19 protein-coding genes and 1 pseudogene are annotated in these 13,586 nt (G+C 64.5%); 8 read left to right on the forward strand and 12 right to left on the reverse strand.

What is annotated here, in order from left to right; all coding sequences use genetic code 11:
- Positions 1–75: 75 nt before the first annotated feature.
- The 4 genes and pseudogenes from BMG03_RS21080 to BMG03_RS18335 all read left to right on the forward strand — a co-directional run.
- Positions 76–659: pseudogene (locus BMG03_RS21080) on the forward strand (acyl-CoA dehydrogenase family protein); the annotation flags it as partial.
- Positions 660–689: 30 nt separating this feature from the next.
- On the forward strand, positions 690–1,214 hold the full coding sequence (locus BMG03_RS21085; RefSeq protein WP_341865735.1) for an acyl-CoA dehydrogenase family protein: 525 nt from the start codon (positions 690–692) through the stop codon (positions 1,212–1,214).
- 183 nt (positions 1,215–1,397) lie between these two features.
- The gene (locus BMG03_RS18330; RefSeq protein WP_075776856.1) at positions 1,398–2,396 is read left to right on the forward strand and encodes an SDR family oxidoreductase; all 999 of its coding nucleotides are present in this window, start codon (positions 1,398–1,400) and stop codon (positions 2,394–2,396) included.
- Positions 2,397–2,453: 57 nt separating this feature from the next.
- Entirely contained in the window at positions 2,454–2,957 is a 504-nt protein-coding gene (locus BMG03_RS18335) for a GNAT family N-acetyltransferase (RefSeq protein WP_075776855.1), read from the forward strand.
- A 177-nt stretch (positions 2,958–3,134) separates the two neighbouring features.
- Here BMG03_RS18335 and recO read toward each other — a convergent pair whose 3' ends face one another.
- A complete protein-coding gene (gene recO / locus BMG03_RS18340; protein ID WP_075776854.1) occupies positions 3,135–3,860 on the reverse strand; it encodes a DNA repair protein RecO in 726 nt (241 codons plus the stop codon).
- Between the two features lie 86 nt (positions 3,861–3,946).
- On the opposite strand from recO, the gene BMG03_RS18345 reads away from it, so the two are divergent.
- Complete coding sequence (locus tag BMG03_RS18345; RefSeq protein WP_075776853.1) at positions 3,947–4,570, forward strand: Pr6Pr family membrane protein; 624 nt, start codon at positions 3,947–3,949, stop codon at positions 4,568–4,570.
- Here BMG03_RS18345 and BMG03_RS18350 read toward each other — a convergent pair.
- From BMG03_RS18350 to BMG03_RS18395, 10 genes are all read right to left on the reverse strand, one after another.
- Positions 4,560–4,898, reverse strand: coding sequence for a DUF1491 family protein (locus tag BMG03_RS18350; protein ID WP_075776852.1), 339 nt, complete (start codon positions 4,896–4,898; stop codon positions 4,560–4,562). The genes BMG03_RS18345 and BMG03_RS18350 overlap by 11 nt on opposite strands.
- Positions 4,898–5,803 carry a GTPase Era gene (gene era, locus BMG03_RS18355; RefSeq protein WP_075776851.1) on the reverse strand — a complete coding sequence of 302 codons (906 nt, stop codon included), beginning with the start codon at positions 5,801–5,803 and terminating at the stop codon, positions 4,898–4,900. The genes BMG03_RS18350 and era overlap by 1 nt, the downstream gene beginning before the upstream one ends.
- A 260-nt stretch (positions 5,804–6,063) precedes the next feature.
- Positions 6,064–6,756, reverse strand: coding sequence for a ribonuclease III (gene rnc, locus BMG03_RS18360; protein WP_075776850.1), 693 nt, complete (start codon positions 6,754–6,756; stop codon positions 6,064–6,066).
- Complete coding sequence (lepB, locus tag BMG03_RS18365; protein ID WP_088720511.1) at positions 6,753–7,538, reverse strand: signal peptidase I; 786 nt, start codon at positions 7,536–7,538, stop codon at positions 6,753–6,755. Before lepB ends, rnc begins: the two co-directional genes overlap by 4 nt.
- Positions 7,539–7,594: 56 nt before the next feature.
- Positions 7,595–7,996 carry a holo-ACP synthase gene (acpS, locus tag BMG03_RS18370; protein ID WP_075776848.1) on the reverse strand — a complete coding sequence of 134 codons (402 nt, stop codon included), beginning with the start codon at positions 7,994–7,996 and terminating at the stop codon, positions 7,595–7,597.
- A 6-nt stretch (positions 7,997–8,002) separates the two neighbouring features.
- Positions 8,003–8,746 (reverse strand): pyridoxine 5'-phosphate synthase, encoded by a 744-nt coding sequence (locus BMG03_RS18375; RefSeq protein WP_075776847.1) that lies wholly within the window; start codon positions 8,744–8,746, stop codon positions 8,003–8,005.
- 76 nt (positions 8,747–8,822) lie between these two features.
- Complete coding sequence (locus tag BMG03_RS18380; RefSeq protein ID WP_075776846.1) at positions 8,823–9,470, reverse strand: RluA family pseudouridine synthase; 648 nt, start codon at positions 9,468–9,470, stop codon at positions 8,823–8,825.
- A gap of 39 nt (positions 9,471–9,509) precedes the next feature.
- Positions 9,510–9,890, reverse strand: a complete 381-nt coding sequence (locus BMG03_RS18385; protein ID WP_075776845.1) for a GFA family protein — start codon at positions 9,888–9,890, stop codon at positions 9,510–9,512.
- A gap of 7 nt (positions 9,891–9,897) precedes the next feature.
- Positions 9,898–10,350 (reverse strand): GAF domain-containing protein, encoded by a 453-nt coding sequence (locus BMG03_RS18390; RefSeq protein WP_075776844.1) that lies wholly within the window; start codon positions 10,348–10,350, stop codon positions 9,898–9,900.
- Positions 10,347–11,525, reverse strand: a complete 1,179-nt coding sequence (locus BMG03_RS18395) for a thiolase family protein (protein WP_075776843.1) — start codon at positions 11,523–11,525, stop codon at positions 10,347–10,349. Before BMG03_RS18395 ends, BMG03_RS18390 begins: the two co-directional genes overlap by 4 nt.
- An 87-nt stretch (positions 11,526–11,612) precedes the next feature.
- On the opposite strand from BMG03_RS18395, the gene BMG03_RS18400 reads away from it, so the two are divergent.
- Together BMG03_RS18400 and BMG03_RS18405 are read left to right on the forward strand one after the other, a co-directional pair.
- Positions 11,613–11,957 carry an STAS domain-containing protein gene (locus BMG03_RS18400; protein WP_075776842.1) on the forward strand — a complete coding sequence of 115 codons (345 nt, stop codon included), beginning with the start codon at positions 11,613–11,615 and terminating at the stop codon, positions 11,955–11,957.
- Positions 11,950–12,465, forward strand: coding sequence for an ATP-binding protein (locus BMG03_RS18405; protein ID WP_157771616.1), 516 nt, complete (start codon positions 11,950–11,952; stop codon positions 12,463–12,465). The genes BMG03_RS18400 and BMG03_RS18405 overlap by 8 nt, the downstream gene beginning before the upstream one ends.
- A gap of 25 nt (positions 12,466–12,490) precedes the next feature.
- Here BMG03_RS18405 and hspQ read toward each other — a convergent pair whose 3' ends face one another.
- On the reverse strand, positions 12,491–12,817 hold the full coding sequence (hspQ, locus tag BMG03_RS18410) for a heat shock protein HspQ (RefSeq protein ID WP_075776841.1): 327 nt from the start codon (positions 12,815–12,817) through the stop codon (positions 12,491–12,493).
- 190 nt (positions 12,818–13,007) lie between these two features.
- On the opposite strand from hspQ, the gene BMG03_RS18415 reads away from it, so the two are divergent.
- Positions 13,008–13,586, forward strand: a complete 579-nt coding sequence (locus BMG03_RS18415; protein WP_075776840.1) for a transglycosylase SLT domain-containing protein — start codon at positions 13,008–13,010, stop codon at positions 13,584–13,586.

Here is a 13,586-nt window from a genome sequence, read left to right on the forward strand (position 1 = left end):
CGCCTAGTGGAACTGATGCGCGACGTTCAGGGGCGCTCGATCTTCGGGCAGTCTGGTCTCGATGAAGATCTCGAGATGATCCGCGAGCAGTTCTACCGCTACGCCGAAGATCGCGTGAAGCCGAACGCGCATGAATGGCACCTCAAGGACGAGCTGATCCCGATGGAAATCATCGAGGAACTCGCCGAACTGGGCGTCTTCGGCCTGACCATCCCGAGGAATATGGCGGGTTGGGCCTGTCGAAAGCCTCGATGGTCGTCGTGACCGAGGAGCTTTCGCGCGGCTATATCGGTGTCGGCTCGCTCGGCACGCGTTCCGAGATCGCGGCAGAGCTGATCATCTGCGGCGGCACCGAGGAGCAGAAGCAGAAATGGCTTCCGGGCCTGTCCTCTGGCGAGATCCTGTCCACCGCCGTTTTCACCGAACCCAATACCGGCTCGGATCTGGGCTCGTTGCGCACCCGTGCGGTCAAGGATGGCGATGACTGGCTGATTACCGGCAACAAGACCTGGATCACCCATGCGCAGCGCACCCATGTGATGACGCTGCTCGCGCGCACCGACCCGGCTACCGACAATTACAAAGGCCTGTCGATGTTCCTGGCCGAGAAGACGCCGGGCACCGACGACAACCCCTTCCCTACCGAGGGAATGACCGGCGGCGAGATCGAAGTGCTCGGCTATCGCGGGATGAAGGAATACGAGCTCGGTTTCGACAATTTCCGCGTGAAGGGCAAGAACCTTCTGGGCGGCGAAGAGGGCAAAGGCTTCAAGCAGCTCATGGAGACCTTCGAATCCGCCCGCATCCAGACCGCCGCCCGCGCCGTGGGCGTGGCGCAATCGGCGCTGGAGATCGGGATGCAATACGCGATCGACCGCAAGCAATTCGGCAAGTCGCTGATCGAATTCCCGCGCGTATCCTCGAAACTCGCGATGATGGCGGTGGAGACGATGATCGCCCGCCAGCTGACCTATTTCTCGGCCTGGGAAAAAGATCACGGCCATCGCTGCGATCTGGAAGCTGGCATGGCGAAACTGCTGGGTGCCCGAGTTGCTTGGGCGGCCGCGGATAACGCGCTGCAGATCCATGGCGGCAACGGCTTCGCGCTGGAATACCAGATCAGCCGTATCCTCTGCGATGCGCGCATCCTGAACATCTTCGAGGGGGCCGCCGAGATTCAGGCGCAGGTGATTGCGCGCAGGCTTTTGGGGTGAGTGCCGTCTCGGAGAGGCTCCAGTTGAGCCTCTCAGGCACGAACGCGCCGCGCGTCGCGGCGCCGGGGGCACACTGAAAAACACGGGGCGATGCGGGCGATCCTCGCATCGCCCCGTTCTCGTTTGACTCCCGCCCGCCGCCCTCGCAAGCTGAACGAAAGAGTTCAAAGCAGGGAGGCGCGAATGGCCCGCACAATTCTGGTCACCGGCATCACCGGTTTCATCGCCAAACGCATCGCCTATGACCTGCTCGCGCAGGGCGAAAAGGTGCGCGGCACGCTGCGCAAGGCCAGCCGGGGCGAAGAGGTGAAAGCGGCGCTGCGCGACCTCGGCCCCGAGGCGCTGGAGCGGCTGAGCTTCGTCGAGGCCGATCTGACGGCGGATGAGGGATGGGACGCGGCGATGACCGGGGTCGATGCCGTGATCCACACCGCCTCCCCTTTCCCGCTCAGCAAGCCCAAGAACGAGGCCGAGGTGATCCAGCCCGCGGTCGAGGGCACCAAGCGGGTGCTGAGCGCAGCGCAGGCCGCCGGCGTGACCCGCGTGATCCAGACCTCCTCGATGGAGGCGGTGATGCATGGCGTGACCTCCGACCCGATTACGGAAGCCGACTGGTCGAACCCGCGCGCGCCGACCTGCAGCGCCTATACGCGCTCGAAGATATTCGCCGAGGAAGCGGCGTGGGAATTCATCGAGGATCACCACGAGATGCAGCTGACGGTGATCAATCCGGGCCTCGTTTGCGGCACGCCGATGGATCGCCATACCGGCTCGTCGGTCGCGGTGATCGAGCGGCTGATGGCGGGCAAGGACCCGATGGCGCCGGAGTTCGACATTCCGGTGGTCGATGTGGCCGATGTCGCCGCCTGCCATGTCGCGGCGCTCGACCGGTCCGAGAGCATCGGTCGCCGCTACATCTGTGCGGCAAGCTTCATGTCCTTCCTAGAGATGGCGAAGGTACTGAAGGCCGAATTCCCCGACCGCAAGATCCCGACCCGGAAGGCGCCGAACTGGATCGTCTCGATCCTCGCGCTGTTCGACGAACAGATCGCGCTGATCAAGCCGATGCTCGGGATGACGATGCGGCTCAGCAACGAGGCCGCGACGCGCGATCTGGGCGTGGAATTCGTGCCCGCCGCCGAGGCCGTGCGCCGCACCGGACATTTCATCGCGCAGAAATAGCGTTGCGCTCGCCCGGTTTCGCGGCCAAATCTGGCGCGACGAACTGGAGGGGCACAGATGATCCGCGACGCAAAGGCCGAAGACGCAGAGGCGATCACCGAGATTTACAATGACGCGGTGCGCAACACGACCGCGATCTGGAACGAGATCGAAGTCGGCCCCGAGAACCGCCGCGCCTATATCGCGGATCGGCAGGCGGCGGGTTATCCCGTTCTGGTCTGGGAGGAAGATGGGCGCGCCGTAGGCTATGCGAGCTTCGGCCCGTTCCGCCCCCATGACGGCTATCACCTGAGCGTCGAGCATTCCGTATATGTCCATCGCGACCACCGCGCGGGCGGCAAGGGTGCGAAGCTGATGGCGGCACTGATCGAGCGTGCCAAAGAGGGCGGGTTTCACGTCATGGTCGGCGCGATCGATGCCGCAAACGACGGGTCGATCCGGCTTCACGAGCGGCTGGGCTTCACTCAGGTTGGCCTGATGCCGCAGGTTGGCAAGAAGTTCGGGCGCTGGCTGGATCTGGCGCTGCTGACGCTGTTGCTGGACGATCGCGAGCGGCCTTGAGCTTGAGGTGAGGGGCGCGCCCGACCCTTGGGTGGGCGCTGTGCTCCGCCAGTGGCTTGGCGCTTTATCTCGCAAGCCCGCATGCCGGATGTGCCCGCGATGACATCACCAATGCGCCCTCCCGGGGGAGGGTCGGGCGCGGCCCGGGGCTCGTCGCCCCGCGCCACGCTCCATGAGCTACCGCGCGCTCCGCCCCAGCAAATCCACGAACCGTTGCCGCGCCTCGGGCAAGGGCCGGTCTCCCAGATCCGGCGCCATCCGCTCGCCAAGGAAGAACCCGGTCAGCCGCAGCCCCTGCACGATCTCGCCCAGACTCGCGGGCCCCTGCCCCAGCAGGCAGAGCGGCAGCGGCAGCAGTTTCGGCGCCCATTCCCCGGCCCCCTGACGGCTCACCGCACGCCCCGAGCGCGGGCTGACATAGGCGAGATCGTCGCGCGACCCGGTCACCGCGCAGCGCGACAGGTCGAGCCCGTAGCCCATCTCCTCCAGCAGTCCCAACTCCCAGCGCAGATAGGTCGGCAGCCAGTCGCCGCCCTCGGCCATCGCGTCGAACAGCGCCTCGGAAGCCAGAAACAGCGCGTCATGTGCCTCGCGCTCGGGCAGCGTAAACCGCAGCAGCGCCGTCGCCGCGTTCAGCCCGGCCAAGGCCTGCCTGTCCGACAGGATCACCGCCCGGCTTTGCAGCGGCTCGATCGTATAACTGCCAAGGTGATCTTCCAGCCGCGCGCGCCACGTCGCCGTGACCCGGTTTCCCGGCTGCAGGATCCCCGCCATCTTCCGCGACGCCCCGCCGCGCACCACGCCCGCGTGACGCCCATGCGCCGAGGTGAACAGCTCGACGATCATCGAGCTTTCGCCATGCGGTCGTGCCGAGAGGATCGTGCCGAGGTCTTGCCAGTCCATGGCTGCGACTATCCTTTCCGTGACGTTGCGGCGCAAGCGGCTTCGTGAGTTGCGCAAACGCCCCGCGCCGCACTAGCGTTTGTCGCATGACACGCGCCTCGACCCTTTTCGCCGCCCTGATCGCCCTCGTCGAGTTGACGGCGTTCGGCGCAAGCTTCCTCGACAACATGGCCGAACATCCGCAGGCCGCCGTGCCGCTGGGCATCCTGTGGCTGATGTTTCGCTATTTCACGATCTGGACGAATACGCTGGCGGGGCTCGCCTTCGGCTGGATGGCATGGCGCAAGCGGGCGCTGGCCAAACCGTTCCTTGCCGCTCTGGTGCTGTGGATGCTGATCGTCGGCGTGGTCTATCACCTGCTTCTGGCTGGCGACACGCCGTTGCACGGGCTCGATTACGTCTCGAACCTGCTTTATCACACCGCAGCCCCGATACTCGTTCCGGTCTGGTGGCTGGCCTTCGCGCCGAAAGGTGGGCTGACGAGCCATCACGCAGTTATCTGGCTGGCCTGGCCGCTGATCTATTTGGTCTATGCGGTGATCCGGGGGCTGGAAACCGGGTTCTACCCGTATTTCTTCCTCAACCTCGACAAGCTCGGCTGGGGCGGACTGGGCCTGTGGTGCGTGAAGTTCCTCGTCGCTTTCTGGATCGGCGGGCTGGTGATCGTGACCTTGGGCCGCGGTCTCAACCGGCTCGGGATCAGCCGCTGAGGCCGTCCTCTTCCAGCAACGTTTGCCCGTCGCGGCTCTCGATCTCGATCACCCAGAGGTCGGGGTCGAAACTGCGCTGCTTGCGGATGCTGGCATCGACCTCGGCCTCGGGCCCGTCATGCAGCAGCATCCACGCGCTCTCTCCGGTCATCAGATCCGCCCGCCGCTCGTAGCTTTGCGCGGTCCCGTCGAGGCGGGCACATTTCACCAGAACGGCACCGGAAGATGCCTGCCCATGCGCAGTGACATAGGCCGGAATATTCGCGAGCTCCAGCCGCTTGAGATAGGCGCGGACCCAGAAATCCGTGGTCAGACGCGCCTCGGCCATCACTTCGAGTCCTTGAAATCGAGACCCATTTCGGAATAGCGCTCGGCCTCTTCGAGCCAGTTCGGGCGCACCTTCACCTGCAGGAACAGATGCACGGGCCGGTCGAGAAACTCGATCATTTCCTCGCGCGCGGCCTTGGAAATCGCCTTGATCGTCTCGCCGCCCTTGCCAAGGATGATCCCCTTGTGGCCGTCCCGGGCGACATAGATCACCTGATCGATCCGCGCGGAGCCGTCCTTGCGCTCCTCCCAGCTCTCGGTTTCGACCGTCAGCTGGTAGGGCAGTTCCTCGTGCAGCCGCAGGGTCAGCTTCTCGCGGGTGATCTCGGCTGCGATCATGCGCATCGGCAGGTCGGCGATCTGGTCTTCCGGATAGAGCCACGGCCCCTCGGGCATCTCACCCGCAAGCCATTCCTTGAGATCCTGCACGCCGTAGCCACGCTCTGCGGAAATCATGAAGGTCTTGGTGAACTCGAACGCTTCGTTGAGCTTCGCGGTCAGGCCCAGAAGCTCCTCGGATTTCACCTTGTCGATCTTGTTGATCGCAAGCGCCACCGGCTGCTTGCCTTCGCGACCGCGCAGCGCCTCGAGAATGCTTTCGACACCCGGGGTGAGGCCGCGATGCGCCTCGACCAGGAGGACGATCATGTCGGCATCGGCCGCCCCGCCCCAAGCGGCATTGACCATTGCGCGGTCCAGACGACGGCGCGGACGGAAGATGCCGGGCGTGTCGACGAAGACGATCTGGCTCTGGCCTTCCATCGCGACGCCACGGATGCGGGCGCGGGTGGTCTGCACCTTGTGGGTGACGATCGAGACCTTCGCGCCAACCATCGCGTTGAGCAGCGTGGATTTGCCCGCATTGGGCTCTCCGATCAGGGCGACGAAACCGGCGCGTGTGGTCATGTGGATTCCTTTTTGGCGATACGCGAAAGCGATACGGGGCGCGGGGTAGCTTATAACGGCGCGTGTTGCCAGTCATCTTGTCATGTGGCTTGTGCGACGAGGGCCGCGCCCGATCCTTGGGTGGGCGCGGCCATCCCGACGAGGCTTGGCGCTTTATCTTGGAAGCCCGTAAGTCAGGCGTGCTCGCGCTGACATCGCCAATGCGCCCTCCCAAGGATCGGGCGCGGCCCGGGGCTGGTCGCCCCGGTCCCACCGAAATCTCAGCCCTCGGCGTCGTCTTCCAGACGTTTCAGCAGCGTCTTCGCCGCCGTCATCTCGCCCTGACGCTTCGATCCGGCCTTGGCCGTTTCGCGCGCGCCGTTCTCCAGACTCACCTCGATGGTGAAATTGGGGGCGTGATCGGGACCGTCGCGATGGGTGATCTCGTAGCGCGGTGGCGGCAGACCGCGAGCCTGCGCCCATTCCTGCAGCGCGGTTTTCGGGTCGCGGGCGTCCTCCTCGACGCTGTCGAGCCGGTCTTCCCAGAGCCGCAGGATCAGCTCTTTCGCCGCCTCGAACCCGCCATCGAGATAGACGGCGGCGATCACCGCCTCCATCGCGTCGCCCAGCAGCGCCAGCTTGCGCCGCCCGCCGGTCATCATCTCGGATCGGCCGAGCTTGAGCACCGCGCCAAGGTCGATCTTGCGGGCGATATCGGCGCAGGCTTCCTTGCGCACGAGCGCGTTGAAGCGCGGCGCCATCTGCCCCTCGGAAGCGGCACGGTCGCCTAGGAACAGCGCCTCGGCCATCACGAGGCCTAGAACGCGGTCGCCCAGAAATTCCAGCCGCTGGTTGTCGGGCCGGGTCGGCGTGGAGATCGAGCTATGCGTCAGCGCGCGCGCGAGCAGCTCGGGCCGTTTGAACTTGTGCCCGAGGCGCTTCTCGAATGCCTTGATCTCCGCGCTCAGCTTCAATTGATCGCCTTGAAGAACCGATCCGGACGCCAGGTCCAGAAGTAGAACAGCGAGCGACCCGCCGAGGAGAACATCACCCGGTCGGCCCGGCCGATCAGGTTCTCTTTCGGGACGAAGCCGAGACCGCCCACCGATTGCGGGAAGCGGCTGTCCTCGGAGTTGTCGCGGTTGTCGCCCATGAAGAAGTACATGCCCTCGGGCACGGTGTAGACGGGCGTGTTGTCCACGGGACCGTCATTATTGATCTGCAGAATGTCATGCGTGACGCCGTTGGGCAGCGTCTCGGCATAGCGTTTCTTGATGCAGGTATCGCCCATGCCGACCGGCGAATTCGAGCAGCGCGGCAACAGCCCCTGCGGACCCTGCGGTTGCATGACTTCCTCGAAATCGGGCTCGGGCTTCATCTCGACCGCTTTGCCGTTGATCTGCAGCACGCCGTTGATCATCTGGATCTTGTCGCCCGGCAGGCCGATCAGACGCTTGATGAAATCGACGTTCTTCGTCGGATGGCGGAACACCACCACGTCCCCGCGTTTGGGGTCGCGGGCCAGCAGGCGGCCGTCGAAGGGACAGGCCGAGAACGGGCAGGAATAGCGCGAATAGCCATAGGCCATCTTGTTCACGAAGAGGAAGTCGCCGATCAGCAGCGTGTCTTTCATCGAGCCGGAGGGAATCCAGAAGGGCTGGAAGAACAGCGTGCGGAACACCCCCGCGATCACCAGTGCCCAGACAATCGTCTTGATCGTGTCGAGGATACCGCCCTCGGCCTTGTTCTTCGCCATTATCTCTTACCCTGCCTCAAAATTCCTTGGCCTCAATACGCGGCCTCGCGCCCGAGTCAAGAAAGCTTGCGGGCCTCGATCACGACAAAGGCTTGCGCCCAGGGGTGGTCATCCGTCAGCGTCACATGGATGACGGCCTCGTAACCCTCTGGTGTCATTTCCTTAAGCCGGTCCGCCGCCCAGCCCGTGACCTGCATCACCGGCTGTCCCGTTGGCAGATTCGTGACCGCCATATCCTTCCACGCGATGCCCATCCGCAACCCGGTCCCAAGCGCTTTGGAACAGGCTTCTTTCGCCGCCCACCGTTTGGCATAGGTGCCCGCCACATCCTTGCGGCGCTCGGCCTTGCGCTGCTCGATTTCGGTGAAGACGCGGTTGCGGAAACGGTCGCCGAAGCGTTCGAGCGTGCGCTCGATCCTCTCGATATTCGCGAGATCGGTGCCGATGCCGAGGATCATGCCGCCTCAGCCCCGCGCCGCGTCCATCAGCTTGCGCATATGCACGATCGCGGGGCCGAGCCCCACGAAGATCGCCTCGGAGATCAGGAAATGGCCGATGTTCAACTCGCGGATCTGCTTCATCTCGGCGATCGGCTCGACCGTCTCGTAGGTCAGACCGTGGCCCGCATGGACCTCCAGCCCGAGACTGTCGGCATAGTCTGCGCCCGCTTTCAGCGCCTCCAGTTCGGCATCACGCGCGGCGAAATCGCCCGCGTAATGCATGTCGCAGAAATGGCCGGTATGCAGCTCGATCACCTGCGCGCCGATCTTGGCGGAGGCTTCGATCTGCGCCGGATCATGACCGATGAACATCGACACGCGGATGCCCGCCTCGACGAGCGGCCCCACGTAATCGGTCAGCCGCGAGACATCGCCCGCGACGTCCAGACCGCCTTCGGTCGTCACCTCTTCGCGCTTTTCCGGCACGATGCAGCAGGCATGGGGCAAATGGCGCAGCGCGATCTTCTGCATCTCGGACGTTGCGGCCATCTCGAAATTCAGCGGGATATCGATGCCGCCGCGCAGCGCGTCGATATCGGCGTCGCGGATATGGCGGCGGTCTTCGCGCAAATGCGCGGTGATCCCGTCGGCTCCGGCCTGCTCGGCCAGACGCGCGGCGCGCAGCGGGTCAGGATAGGCCGAGCCGCGGGCATTCCGCACGGTGGCGACGTGATCGATATTCACACCAAGGCGCAAGGGTTTGGACATCGGGCTCTCCGCAATAGGTCTCGCAGGAGTATGCCTGCGCGCGCAGGCGGGGAAAAGACCTGCGATTGTATCGGTTTCAGAACGGGACCGGCGCGGTGAAGGTCATATGCATCCCGCCATCGGGATGGCGAAAGCGCAGCGTCTCGGCGTGGAGCATCAGACGCTCGAACTCCTGCGCCTCTCCTTCCGCATAAAGCGGATCGCCGAGGATCGGATGGCCCAGTTCGGCCATATGCACCCGCAGCTGATGGCTGCGCCCGGTCACCGGCATCAGCCGCACCCGCGTCGAGCCATCCTCATGCCGGATAACCCGCCAGTCGGTCTGCGCGGGACGGCCGTTCTGGTGATCGACATGCTGGCGCGGGCGGTTCGGCCAGTCGACACAAAGCGGCAGATCAACCCGGCCTTCCTTATCGGCCAGTTCCCCCCAGAGCCGCGCCTGATAGGCTTTCTTCGTCTGGCGCTTCTCGAATTGCAGACCGAGATGGCGCTGTGCATGGGGCGTCAGCGCGAAGACCATCACACCCGAGGTATCGGTATCGAGCCGATGGACCAGCAGCACCTCGGGGTAAATCCCCCGCAGCCGCGCAATGAGGCAATCGGCCTTGTCCGGCCCCTTGCCCGGCACCGAGAGAAGCCCCGCCTGCTTGTCGACCACGAGGATTTCGTGATCGGCATGAAGGATGCGCGGAGCCTCCTGTGGCGGGTCATAGACATAACTCATGGACTGCGAGATGCACTGCGCCGCCTGTCGGGTCAAGCCTCAGGGCGATTGGGGCGGCCCCGGCTCTATTTCGTAGTAATCGCCCTTGTTCGCCACGAAGATATGCTCCGCCATCGAAAGCCCGGTCGGCAGGTCAAGCGTGCCCGCCGCGATCGAGATCCGCCCCTCCCCATCCAGACGCCAGAACAGCGAGCTGCCGCAGACCGCGCAAAAGCCCCGCTCCGCCGTCTCCGAAGAGCGATACCAGCGCAGCCCGTCGCGGTTGATCAGCACGAGCTGATGGGCGTCGACCTGCGACGAGGCCCAGACATGGCCGGAGGTTTTGCGGCACTGGGAGCAATGACACGCCACCACGGGCTGCATCTCTCCCTCGACCTCGTAGCTGACCGCCCCGCACAGGCACGCGCCGGTATGTTTCATCGCTTCCTCACAAATGGCCGAACACGTTTTTCAGGATCGCTTCCAGCGCCGCGGCATCCGCCTCGGTGAAGGCGTCGGGCTGGTCGCTGTCGATATCCAGCACCGCGATGAGGCCCCGCTGCGCATAGACCGGGATCACCAGTTCCGAACGGGTGGAGCTGGCGCAGGCGATATGGCCCGGGAAAGCCTCGACATCCGGCACCAGTTGCGTGCGCCCCTCGCGGGCCGCCGCCCCGCAGACCCCGCGCGAGAACGGGATCACGAGACAGCCATGCCCCCCCTGATAGGGGCCGATCTTCAGTAGCTCCGGCTCGGTGACCCGGTAGAAGCCGGTCCAGTCGAAGCGGTCATCCGCGTGGTGGATTTCGCAGGCGAGCGTCGCCATCAGCGCGACCTCGTCGGTCTCGCCCTCGGTCAGCGCCGCGATGCGTTTCGTCAGGTCTTGGTAATCCACGTTCATACCCGTTCAATCGCGATGGCCGTGCCCTCGCCCCCACCGATGCAGATCGCGGCCACGCCGCGCTTGAGACCGGCCTTTTCCAGCGCATTGAGCAGCGTCACGATGATCCGCGCACCCGACGCGCCGATCGGATGGCCAAGCGCACAGGCGCCGCCATTCACGTTTACCTTGTCATGCGAAATGCCCAGCTTGTGCATGAAGGCCATTGGCACGACCGCGAAGGCCTCATTGACCTCCCAAAGATCGACATCCTCGATCGTCCAGCCCAGCTTCTTCAGCAGCTTTTCCGCCGCCGGCACCGGAGCCGTCGGGAAATCGGCCGGCGCCTGCGCATGGCTCGCATGGCCCAGAATGCGTGCGCGGATCGGCAGCCCCTCGGCCTTCGCCGCGGCCTCGGAGGCCAGCACCAGCGCCGCCGCCCCGTCCGAGATCGAGGACGAATTCGCCGCCGTCACCGTGCCGTCCTTGCGGAAGGCGGGCTTGAGTTGGGGGATTTTGTCGGGGCGCGCATTACCCGGCTGCTCGTCGATCGCGACCACGGTCTCGCCTTTGCGGCTCTTCACCGTCACGGGCGCGATCTCACCCGCGAAGGCCCCGGATTTCTCCGCGGCAACGGCACGGTTCAGCGACGCCATCGCGTAATCGTCCTGCGCCTCGCGGGTAAACTGGAACGCCTGCGCGCAATCTTCAGCAAAGGTGCCCATCAGGCGCCCCTTGTCATAGGCGTCCTCCAGCCCGTCGAGGAACATGTGATCGAGCGCCTGCGCATGGCCGAGCCGCGCCCCTGCGCGCATCTTCGGCAGCATGTAAGGCGCGTTGGTCATGCTCTCCATGCCGCCCGCGACCATCACCCCGGTCTGGCCAAGCGCGATCTGGTCATAGGCCACCATTGCCGCTTTCATGCCCGAGCCGCACATCTTGTTCAGCGTCGTCGCGGGCACCTCTTCGCCGAGGCCCGCCGCGAAACCCGCCTGCCGCGCGGGCGCCTGCCCCTGCCCTGCGGGCAGCACGCAGCCCATCAGCACTTCCTCGATGCGCGCAGGCGCGACACCCGCACCGTCCATCGCCGCCTTGATCGCGACACCGCCCAGTTCGGACGCAGACACACCTGCAAAGACGCCCTGCATCCCACCCATCGGCGTGCGCGACGCTCCGACGATCACCACGTTTTCCATGATATCCTCCAAAATCCTGTTCCACGGATACCGAATGGTAAGCATTGCCGTCTAGCCTTCCCGTCAGATCAACCGCGGGAGGCGTACATGAACCTTACTGCCGAAGCGCTGAAAGGCGCGCTTGTCGTCCATCTGGCCGAGGCGCGGCTGGACGCTGCGATCGCCCTCAGGTTCAAGGAACGGATGCGCGATGTGACGATGCAGCCCGCGCCGCGGGTACTGCTCGACCTTTCGAAGGTGGAGTTTCTCGACAGTTCCGGCCTCGGCGCGGTGGTGGCGGTGATGAAATCGCTCGCCCCCGACCGACAGCTGGAGCTTTGCGGGCTGACACCGAATGTGGTGAAAGTTTTCCGCCTCACCCGCATGAATTCGGTCCTGCCGATCCATGCCGATCTCGCAACCGCCTTGGGGAAGGACCGGAGATATGCGTGAGCGTCTGAATGCAAGAGCCCCCGCCACGACTGCGCGCCCAGACCCCCGCCCGGATGGGGGCGAGGTGCGCGTCTTCAACCTCAGCTTCCCGGCGACACTGATCGCGGTGCGTGATGCCCTGCGGGCTGCGGTGGCGCGTTTCATCCGTCTGATGACCGAGGAAGAGGCCGGAACACTGGAACTGATCCTCGCGGAAATCCTCAACAACATCGTCGAACACAGCTACGGCGAAAGCGAGGAGGGCGTGATCGCGTTATCCATCGTCCGCGACCGAAAAGGGCTCAACTGTTCGGTCAGCGATGACGGGATCCCACTGCCCCCGGCCTGCCTCGACCTTCGGGACCGCGACCCGGAGCGGCCCGACCCGAGCAGCCTGCCCGAAGGAGGCTTCGGCTGGTTCCTGATCCGCGACCTCGCGACCGATCTTGGTTATCACCGGCAGGACGGGCGCAATCTGCTGGCCTTCCGGATGCCGCTGGAACCGGTCGAGATACTCCAAGAGGGATAAGCCGGCGCCGAACCCGCAGGGTCGTTCAGTTCATCTGGAATTGCAGCCGATAGGAGCCGTTGCCGAACTCACCGAACAGATCATCGAGATCGGGATGGCTCACCGGCTCGCCGGAGAAATCCGCGACGAGGTTCTGCTCGGACACATAGGCCACATAGTAGCTTTCGTCGTTCTCCGCGAGCAGGTGGTAATAGGGCTGATCCTTGGACGGGCGCGACTCCTCGGGGATCGCATCGTACCATTCCTGCGAGTTGGAGAAGATTGCATCGACGTCGAAGACCACCCCCCGGAACGGGTGGTTGCGATGTCGCACCACTTGGCCGATGTGATATTTCGCGTGCGTGGTATGCATGTCTATCCTCATACCTAATACCTAAATCGTGAAACCGCTCAGGTCCACGTTTTCGCCTCATTTCCGCCGGAAACAGATTGTCCGATTCGTCGCGACAGTCCGCTGACATCGTGCGTTTCCCGGTTTTCGAACGGGCCAATTACGCATAGGATGACAAAAAACAAGGCCGTCAGAGCAAAGAAGAGCAGCTATGAAGAAATACCTCGCCCTCGGCGTATTGCTTGCGGTGGCCGCCTGCGGAGGCGGACCGTCCAAGCCCCCGCGCAACCTTGATGACGCCTGCGCGATCATCAAGGAGCGTCCGCAATATTTCAACGCCATGCGCCGGACGGAGGCCCGATGGGGCGTTCCGGTCGCGGTTCAGATGGCCACGATCCACCAGGAAAGCAAGTTCGACGGCAACGCGAAGACACCGCAGCGCTTCGCGCTCGGGATCATCCCGCTGGGCCGCCAGAGCTCTGCCTACGGCTACAGCCAAGCCCTCGACGGCACCTGGGACGAGTATCGCGAAGATACCCGTCGCTTCGGTGCCCGGCGCAACCGCATCTCGGATGCCACCGACTTCATGGGTTGGTACATGGATGGCACGCAGAAGAAGCTCGGCATCTCCAAGGCCGACGCGCGCAACCAGTATCTCGCCTATCACGAAGGGCGCGGCGGCTATTCGCGCGGGTCACACCGGTCGAAATCCTGGCTTCTAGCCGTGGCCGACCGAGTCGCATCCCGCGCGCAGATGTACGAGATCCAGCTTCAAGCCTGCCGGCGCTGA

Source organism: Thioclava nitratireducens, from assembly GCF_001940525.2.
Classification (GTDB): Bacteria; Pseudomonadota; Alphaproteobacteria; order Rhodobacterales; family Rhodobacteraceae; genus Thioclava; species Thioclava nitratireducens.

Coding starts and splice junctions, on each gene's coding strand:
- BMG03_RS21085 (WP_341865735.1), top strand. CDS start 690: ATGAAGGAATACGAGCTCGGTTTCGACAATTTCCGCGTGAAGGGCAAG.
- BMG03_RS18330 (WP_075776856.1), top strand. CDS start 1,398: ATGGCCCGCACAATTCTGGTCACCGGCATCACCGGTTTCATCGCCAAA.
- BMG03_RS18335 (WP_075776855.1), top strand. CDS start 2,454: ATGATCCGCGACGCAAAGGCCGAAGACGCAGAGGCGATCACCGAGATT.
- recO (WP_075776854.1), bottom strand. CDS start 3,860: ATGGACTGGCAAGACCTCGGCACGATCCTCTCGGCACGACCGCATGGC.
- BMG03_RS18345 (WP_075776853.1), top strand. CDS start 3,947: ATGACACGCGCCTCGACCCTTTTCGCCGCCCTGATCGCCCTCGTCGAG.
- BMG03_RS18350 (WP_075776852.1), bottom strand. CDS start 4,898: ATGGCCGAGGCGCGTCTGACCACGGATTTCTGGGTCCGCGCCTATCTC.
- era (WP_075776851.1), bottom strand. CDS start 5,803: ATGACCACACGCGCCGGTTTCGTCGCCCTGATCGGAGAGCCCAATGCG.
- lepB (WP_088720511.1), bottom strand. CDS start 7,538: ATGGCGAAGAACAAGGCCGAGGGCGGTATCCTCGACACGATCAAGACG.
- acpS (WP_075776848.1), bottom strand. CDS start 7,996: ATGATCCTCGGCATCGGCACCGATCTCGCGAATATCGAGAGGATCGAG.
- BMG03_RS18375 (WP_075776847.1), bottom strand. CDS start 8,746: ATGTCCAAACCCTTGCGCCTTGGTGTGAATATCGATCACGTCGCCACC.
- BMG03_RS18380 (WP_075776846.1), bottom strand. CDS start 9,470: ATGAGTTATGTCTATGACCCGCCACAGGAGGCTCCGCGCATCCTTCAT.
- BMG03_RS18385 (WP_075776845.1), bottom strand. CDS start 9,890: ATGAAACATACCGGCGCGTGCCTGTGCGGGGCGGTCAGCTACGAGGTC.
- BMG03_RS18390 (WP_075776844.1), bottom strand. CDS start 10,350: ATGAACGTGGATTACCAAGACCTGACGAAACGCATCGCGGCGCTGACC.
- BMG03_RS18395 (WP_075776843.1), bottom strand. CDS start 11,525: ATGGAAAACGTGGTGATCGTCGGAGCGTCGCGCACGCCGATGGGTGGG.
- BMG03_RS18400 (WP_075776842.1), top strand. CDS start 11,613: ATGAACCTTACTGCCGAAGCGCTGAAAGGCGCGCTTGTCGTCCATCTG.
- BMG03_RS18405 (WP_157771616.1), top strand. CDS start 11,950: ATGCGTGAGCGTCTGAATGCAAGAGCCCCCGCCACGACTGCGCGCCCA.
- hspQ (WP_075776841.1), bottom strand. CDS start 12,817: ATGCATACCACGCACGCGAAATATCACATCGGCCAAGTGGTGCGACAT.
- BMG03_RS18415 (WP_075776840.1), top strand. CDS start 13,008: ATGAAGAAATACCTCGCCCTCGGCGTATTGCTTGCGGTGGCCGCCTGC.